Genomic DNA, 7,734 nt, shown 5'->3' with positions numbered 1-7,734 from the left:
ATTAACATATTTTGGGCTATTTTTATCAACTTTTTCTTGACATTCAACAATTCTGATATCTATGTTACCACCATTGCCATAACCAAAAGTGGATGACGTAATATTACTAGGACGTAATAATGCTGATTGTCCTGATATATATATGTTTTGACTCTTGATAAAAACATTTCCGCCTTGCCCACTACGAATAGTGCTAGAGCCTAATGAAGCTCCACCATCTTTAATGACAAGATTTTCCAATTCTAAAAATAAATTTCCTCCTGCACCTGAACCAGATGCAACAGTATTTAAAACTCCATCTAGCCCTATGATTATATTATTAATTTTACCTGCAATATCTCCACCCTTTCCAGAACTATAACTGAAAGTATTGATTCCACCTAAGCCATCAGGATTAGCATAAGAAGGGGTGTCACCGGAAATTTTTAAAGAATTTGAATTAATAGTGATTAATCCACTAGGGGCATTAGTAAAAGTAGTAGTTGCTATTTGTCCACCTTGAATTGTTACATCTTTTACGTCAAGTTGAATAGACTCGCCAGGAGTAGAGCCAAAATTGCTTGTATATATTGCACTTAAAGCTAGATTAGATGATCCTTGAATATTTAGAGATTGAGCATCAATTTTAACAGCACCAGTTTTAAAGACATGATTTTGTGTAAATACTAATGAACCATCTAAAATGTTAATATTTTTACCTTGAATATCAATAGTATTACCTGTGCCTGCATTACTATTAATGAATAATAATGAATTTTTTGTTAGAATTATATTCCTAAATGTATTAACATTATTGAAATCAAAATCTATATCATTGCCCTGCTGCTCTAATCCAACGTATCCATCTAGTACACTGCCAATCTGGAGTTTTCCATTTCTGGTGCTTAGTATCCCCCCTTCAAGTGAAACATTTCCGCCTATTAAGGAAATATTGTTTCCTGGTTGTACTTGTAATCCAGAAAATCTACTAGCGTCTATAGGAGTAATAAAATCGAAATTCCTATTAGCAATTCTATTTATATTATGACCGCTACCTTGAAGTCTGATCTCTCCAGAATTACCTATAAAAACTAACCCTACAGGAACGCTAACTTTTAACAAAGGGTCAAGTTGATTGTGATTAGCACTAAAATCTATATTATTAGAAAACTTAATACTATTTGCTGTAGTAGCCAAAAAAGAACCACCAATATTTAATCTAGCGCTATTACCAAAAAGAAATCCGTTGGGGTTGAGAATAAATAAATTAGCTTGACCATTGTTTCGGATTGTTCCATTAATATTAGAAATAGAATTGCCAGTTACTCTACTAATAATATTTTGTATAATAGAAGCGTTATTAAAATATGCAGTGTCTCCATAATTAATTGAAAAATTTTTAAAGCTATGAAATAAATTCCCTCCTAATTGAGTGCCACCATCAATAAATATTGTATTACCTTGGACATTCACAACACTATTATTTTGTGAGCTATTATCAGCATTTATTTGAGCTTGACATAATGGACTGAAAGTTGTGAAAATTGTAATTAAAAAAGATATTTTTGTAAATAAAATAGTAAATTTGCTATTCATATTAATAAGTTAGTAAGCTACTAAGAAATTAGAGTATAGTAAAATATCTATACTCTGCTCCTATATTTATCATTTACTATTCATTTAAGAGATATGGCTTCCTTTTCGTTTAACTCAGTAGGTAATGTGTCGAGAGGCTGTAAATTTGCTGCAAATTCTAGTAGTATCCCGTTTGGATCAAAAAAGTAGAAAGAAGACATGGGTACATCTGTATGATGCAATACTGGCGTTGTTTGTACTCCTTTTGATACAAGCTTTTCTTTGTACTCTTCTAATTTTTCTAATGGCACATGAAAGGCTACATGATTCATGGAACCATGAGCAGTTATGATATCGCCTGTCAAAAAAGCCTCTGGACGAACGGATGAGATACCAGGTACAGATTCAGGAGCTTTAGTTGACCAAAAAAAAGCTAAAGTATCATTATTCCCAATATCAATAAAAAAGTGTTTACCACCAGATGGTAAATCAATATTTTTGATTAACTTGAGTCCAAGAGTAATAGTATAAAAATCTATAGTTTCTTGAAAGTCTCTACAAACTAATGCTAGATGATTAATGCCTTGCAGTTCAAATTCTTTCATGACACTATTTATGTTCCTAGAAAAAATAAAAGTGGGTTTGTAAAATAGGTTTTAATACAGATTACTAAAAACCTATCTAAGAATTTTGCATATTATGAATAATTTAGCAAGCAACTATCTTGATTTTCTACTGAGAATTGAAAAATTTCATCCTAATAGAGATTTATATACATTAATTACGCTACCAAATTAATATTACATCTATCTATAGATAGGGAAAAATATAAAATTATCTGAATAATAAGCAAAGATTTCGCTCTATATATTATGTTTATACTTATCGAAGTAAAATTATCTCTTGCTTAAAAGTACTGTTAAATATTACTGTGCATATAAGACAGATGTGTAAAGTATCTTTCAGATAGTAAGTTGTTCGTTTTAGGAAGTAATGTCTTAAGTAGAAAAAGAAAATCAATGAACAGTTTTCTTCAATTGCTGTAGAGTATGTATGCACAAGAAGTTAACAGTCTTGTCAACTTAGATAATAATCTGTATACAAATTACCGAAAGATAGAGACGATAAGCGATCAGCTACGCTGGGCGCTTGCGCCATCGCACCTCTGGCACATACTCAAGCGATCGCATAACGCCCTGTACAATCAGTCACAGAAACCATCGACACGTAAATCGCGCCAGATGTCAGAGACTTGCCAACCGGAGTTGCCTACAGACTGCACTAGAGGAGAATCGTGGACGGGAAAATGAGGAGGAAGATACTCTGGCGTTGGGGCATTTAAATCTAGTTGTGGCTGTGGTGGTTGCTGTTCAATGAGAGGCTCATCATTAGGGATAGTGTCAACTATTGACTCTGGCTCTTGCACTGGCTGTGAATGGGCAGATTTCTTGAGACTGCGTAATTCGGTTTTTTTGATAGGTTTCATATTTGTAAAGGTAGAAAGTCTGGACTGAAAAATGAATTTAGCTTTGAAATAGGAGCAAAATAATGGCTGAACTACATTATGAGATTGAAAGAAAAGTTAATAAATGATTAGTGATAGTCGTATTCAGCACAAAAGCCGATTCATAGAAATAAACAGCCATGAAAAACCCCGGTCACAGTAGGTGAGGCGGGGATAAGTAAGACCATATCTCATACATAGTACATAAATAATCTATACTTAGACACAACGGACTTAATATTACTACCATAGATATAAGTGAATTAGTCAGTAATCTACTGAAATGTTTAACTTTAATCAACTGCTCCATCAAAAATTTCTTCTTCATCCAAAATATCTGACCACTCCTCGTCCCATGCCTGCTCGTTGTAGACCTTAGTAGCTTGAGCAATTTTCAGGCGATGAGCAACCGAAACACAATTCCTTGGTTGCCAACCGATGTTCGGGTATTTACCTTGCAGATATCTCACAGCATTCTGGCAGTCATTAATTACTGGGATGTCTAAGTTTAAATGTCTTCGTAACCCAATGCCTAAACGAATTGCCTCAATCTCATGGTTGTGAAAGTAGTATTCTTCATCTTCAGGAGTAGAAATTGTGAGTATTCGTACCCAGGCGTGAGTATCATAGACAGCTTTAGCTACAACTACATTGATTTGTTGGGGCTTGTAATTATCTAAAAACTTATCCACAGCAACTTCATCTTCCAAATCAATATCTACACCCTGTGCGGATATTAAATCAGAGATATCATCAAGACTTTCAACAAACGATTCACGCCAATCTTGAATGCTTTGGGTGCTAAAAAATTGAGTCGCATCATCAAATGATATTTTTTCCCAGCCTGCATCTGTAGTTATCTGCTGGCTAGTTTTAGGGATAAACAGATTCTCGTGCGCTAACCACGGGGGGACATTCTTTTGCTTTTTCTTATGTTTACCCATAGTCAGAAGAAATGCAAATATATTAAGAATCAAATGAAAAACCCCAACCTAAAAAAAGGATGGGGATATATGAAAACGTTTCTACTATGATGATACAAGTAAATAGCTGTTCAACCACCTTCAGTCTGGAGGTGGTAGCATGAACAAACCTCCCAGCAAGCGCAAAAGACTCACGCCTACAACTACCGATAAACCAAAGCCAGCCCTAAAGCCAGCACAAGAGCCAGAGAATCCAAGCGCAGTCACGGTTGATGTGGACGCGGTGGAAGTGCCAGAGATGACCGAGGAAGAACAGCGCGATCGCCTGCACCTGGAGCGAAAAGTGGAGAGCGCGTTTGTGGAAGCGGGAAAGGCATTAAAAGAGTTACGCGATCGCAGGTTGTACCGTTCGACGCACAAAACATTTGAGGAATATTGCAAAGATAGGTTTGGATATAGTCGCAGACAGCCGTACTTGTTGATGGATGCAGCAGTAGTGTTTGATAACTTGAAGGAAAAATGTGATCCAATGGATCACATTTTGCCAACGAATGAAAGGCAAGTGCGGCCATTAATAAACTTAAAACCTTCACAACAGCAAAAAGTATGGCAGCAGGCAGTCAAGGAAGCGGGAGGTAAAACCCCGTCTGGACGAATAGTTCAGGACGTTGTGGACAAGATCCGCGATCGCACTTCTGTCCCCAATCCCTACCGAGTGGGTGAAATCTGCGTCCTGCATCCTAAGGATAACCCCGACTTGCGGGGCAAGAGCGGCTACTGGGGTGTAGTAACTCATGTTGGTCAGTATAGTTGCACAATCAAGTGCTGGGATGGCGACTATATAGGTAAAGTTGAGCATTTGAAATCTCTGGAATTACTAGAAGATGATTGTAAATTCATGCAGCAGCTATGCGAAAGACTGCGGCGGTTGCATGAGGTAGCCGTGCGGGATGAGGCAGTAGATTGGCTGTTGCAAGGATTGGGGAAGCAAGCCAAACCGTATTTGTCTGCATTGCAGGCGAAGCTGTTAGCGGCGGTGGAGCGGGAATACTCGATTGAGTGGAAGCAGAAGAAATGAGGATAGAGCAAATGATTAACAGCATAAATAGCTGTCTCTACTGATGAGTTGAAGGCGTAGTCAGGGAGTAATCATCGGCAGTATGGATGGAGTGCCAATTGTCAGCTAAAGAACGAATATTTTGAAGTTCTTCGGGCGAAATTCGTTCTAAGTTACGTAAGGTTTGAGTCATGCGTGGCTGATGTTTAAGCTTGTCGTAATGACGAGCCAGGAAGTCCCAGTAAAAAAAGTTAAAAGGACAAGCATTATCCGTACTACGCTCACGATGGCTGTAAGTACAATTTTGGCAGTAATCGCTCATGTTGTTGATGTAATTAGCAGAAGCAGCATAGGGTTTAGAAGCAATCATCCCGCCATCAGCAAACTGCCCCATACCAATAACATTAGTTTGCATGACCCAATCGTAGCCATCAATAAAGGCGGCATGAAACCAATTCTCAAGTTCTTGGGGTGAAATGCCAGCAATCAAAGCAAAGTTATTAAGTACCATCAAGCGTTGAATATGGTGAGCATATCCGATTTGTTTGACCTGAGTTAAAATTTGGTGCAGACAATTCATCTTTATCTCGCCAGTCCAGTAAAAAGCAGGTAGAGGATGAGTGTGGTTAAACCAGTTATTTTCAGAGTAATCTTGCTGAAAGTAAACATAAACCCCGTGCATATACTCTCGCCAACCTAATACTTGGCGAATAAAGCCCTCAATACTGTTTAACTCCCATTGCTGCTGATTTTCTAGATATGCTTGCTCGGCTTTTTGAACAACTTCCAATGGATGAAGTAATCCCAGATTGAGATAAGGGGAAAGCATAGCGTGCCACATAGTCTGCTCTCCTGTGACCATTGCGTCCTGATAAGGGCCAAAAGCAGACAGCCGAGTTTCGACAAAAAACTTCAGCACTTGTAGAGCCTGTTGACGTGTGACTCCCCAACGGAATGGCTCAAGGAGCCAGTAACTTTGATTTTCCTTAAATGCCTCAGATTGCTTGACGAAATTGATAACATCTTGTGTAATCGAGTCCGGTTCAAACCATAGGGCTGCTGGTAAAGTTAGCTTGCCTTTGGGTGGTTTGCGATTTTGCTTGTCAAAATTCCATTGACCACCAATTGGCTGTGATCCAGACATGAGAATGTTGAAGCGTTGTCGTCCTTGACGGTAAAAATCTTCCATGATCAAGCGTTTGCGTCCCGCCGCCCATTGTCGGAACTGTTCATCGCTCCAGATAAAGCGATTATTGGGGGTGAAACTGACTCCAATTGGGAGATTGAGGTTGTGAATTAACTCGAAAAATGGGCGATCTGTTGGAGTCATCACGCGCAGTTCGGTAATTTTGTACTGCTTAATCCACTTTAGCAAGGGTGTACGAAAATCTGAAGCTTGAGCATAAGTAACTGGCCAACCAGCAAAACGAAGTTCCGAAGCGAAGTGACGCATGGCTGACCAGACTAAAACTAACTTTTGCAAATGATAAGGACGTTGCAGAGCATAGGAAAGGGATTCAATCAAAATAACAGGAGTTTGTTGGTATAAATGCACACAACTTTGCAGTGCGGACTGTTCAGCCCAAAGTTGATCGCCGAGAACCCAAACACCAATAGTCATGCTCTTACTTCCTCTGTTGCGGTGTGTTGTCAATGTGGTGGCAAAACACTGTCTCGTACAGCTTAACGCTATTATTACAATTTTGTTACAAAAACGGAGAGATGAAAAAGTAGGTAAAAACCTGAGATATAGTAGTGCTGATGTACTAAATTAAAGGGCAATTTTTCTGAACAATAGTTGCAAGTATCAATGTACGATACCTCAACAACTAAACCAATGCGGAAGGTAATACACGTAGATATGGACGCTTTCTACGCATCAGTAGAGCAAAGGGACAATCCGCAATACCGAAGCAAGCCATTGGTAGTTGGCGGCAGTCCTAATCAAAGAGGGGTAGTTGCAGCCGCCAGCTATGAAGCAAGGAAGTTTGGCATCCATTCGGCAATGCCATCAATAACAGCGAGCGCTCTGTGTCCAGGGTTAATCTTTGTTAGACCGAGATTCGATGTCTACCGAGAAGTATCTGCTCAAACTCATGAGATATTCAAACGCTACACTGATGTGGTAGAAGGAGTAGCATTAGATGAGGCATACCTGGATGTGACCGAAAATAAACGAAATATCGCCTATGCCTCAACCATAGCTCGGTATATCAAAGCAGAGATACTAGAAAAAACGCAGTTAACAGCCACAGCCGGGGTATCAATCAACAAGTTCCTTGCAAAGATGGCATCAGGGCAGAACAAACCCAATGGATTAACGGTAATTTTACCCCAGGATGCGATCGCCTTTGTAGAGAGTTTGCCGATTGAGAAATTTCACGGTATTGGGGAGGTGACAGCAGCGAAGATGCACTCGTTGGGGATTCATACTGGCGCAGACTTGAAGGAGAGATCGCTTGCCGAGCTAACGCAACATTTTGGCAAGGTGGGTCATCATTACTACAAAATAGCCAGGGCAGAAGATGACCGTGTAGTAGAACCAAACAGAGTACGTAAATCAATTGGTGCGGAGACATCATTTGCTGTAGATAAGAGCGATCGCGTCTTGATGTTGCTGGAACTCGAACAGATTGCCCAGAGGTAGTGGTAAATATGTAGTGATAATAAAATTAGACGCTACAACAAGAATTATA

Annotated in this window: 7 protein-coding genes; 2 read left to right on the top strand and 5 right to left on the bottom strand. The window is 39.1% G+C overall.

The features are described from left to right. The 4 genes from ACM5QX_RS29040 to ACM5QX_RS29025 form a co-directional block, all read right to left on the bottom strand. Window positions 1-1,575, bottom strand: a 1,575-nt coding sequence (locus ACM5QX_RS29040) for a filamentous hemagglutinin N-terminal domain-containing protein (RefSeq protein ID WP_414756678.1), incomplete at its 3' end; no start/stop codon positions are given. 80 nt (window positions 1,576-1,655) lie between these two features. After that, a complete protein-coding gene (locus ACM5QX_RS29035; RefSeq protein ID WP_414756677.1) occupies window positions 1,656-2,159 on the bottom strand; it encodes a VOC family protein in 504 nt (167 codons plus the stop codon). Window positions 2,160-2,758: 599 nt separating this feature from the next. After that, on the bottom strand, window positions 2,759-3,040 hold the full coding sequence (locus ACM5QX_RS29030) for a hypothetical protein (RefSeq protein ID WP_190571835.1): 282 nt from the start codon (window positions 3,038-3,040) through the stop codon (window positions 2,759-2,761). Between the two features lie 311 nt (window positions 3,041-3,351). Continuing rightward, a complete protein-coding gene (locus tag ACM5QX_RS29025; RefSeq protein ID WP_414756676.1) occupies window positions 3,352-4,002 on the bottom strand; it encodes a hypothetical protein in 651 nt (216 codons plus the stop codon). Window positions 4,003-4,141: 139 nt separating this feature from the next. Here ACM5QX_RS29025 and ACM5QX_RS29020 point away from each other — a divergent pair, with 139 nt between their 5' ends. Continuing rightward, the gene (locus ACM5QX_RS29020) at window positions 4,142-5,059 is read left to right on the top strand and encodes a hypothetical protein (protein WP_414756675.1); all 918 of its coding nucleotides are present in this window, start codon (window positions 4,142-4,144) and stop codon (window positions 5,057-5,059) included. A gap of 37 nt (window positions 5,060-5,096) precedes the next feature. Here the strand turns inward: ACM5QX_RS29020 and ACM5QX_RS29015 are convergent, their stop codons facing one another. Next, entirely contained in the window at window positions 5,097-6,659 is a 1,563-nt protein-coding gene (locus ACM5QX_RS29015; RefSeq protein ID WP_414756674.1) for a cryptochrome/photolyase family protein, read from the bottom strand. A gap of 216 nt (window positions 6,660-6,875) precedes the next feature. On the opposite strand from ACM5QX_RS29015, the gene dinB reads away from it, so the two are divergent. Then, entirely contained in the window at window positions 6,876-7,685 is an 810-nt protein-coding gene (dinB, locus tag ACM5QX_RS29010; RefSeq protein ID WP_414756673.1) for a DNA polymerase IV, read from the top strand. Window positions 7,686-7,734 lie beyond the last annotated feature (49 nt).

The sequence above is a fragment of the Anabaena sp. CCY 9910 genome, from assembly GCF_963920875.1.
Lineage (GTDB): Bacteria > Cyanobacteriota > Cyanobacteriia > Cyanobacteriales > Nostocaceae > Trichormus > Trichormus variabilis.
The sequence above is the reverse complement of the archived record's forward strand: the minus strand, read 5'-3'. Positions and strand labels throughout refer to the sequence as shown.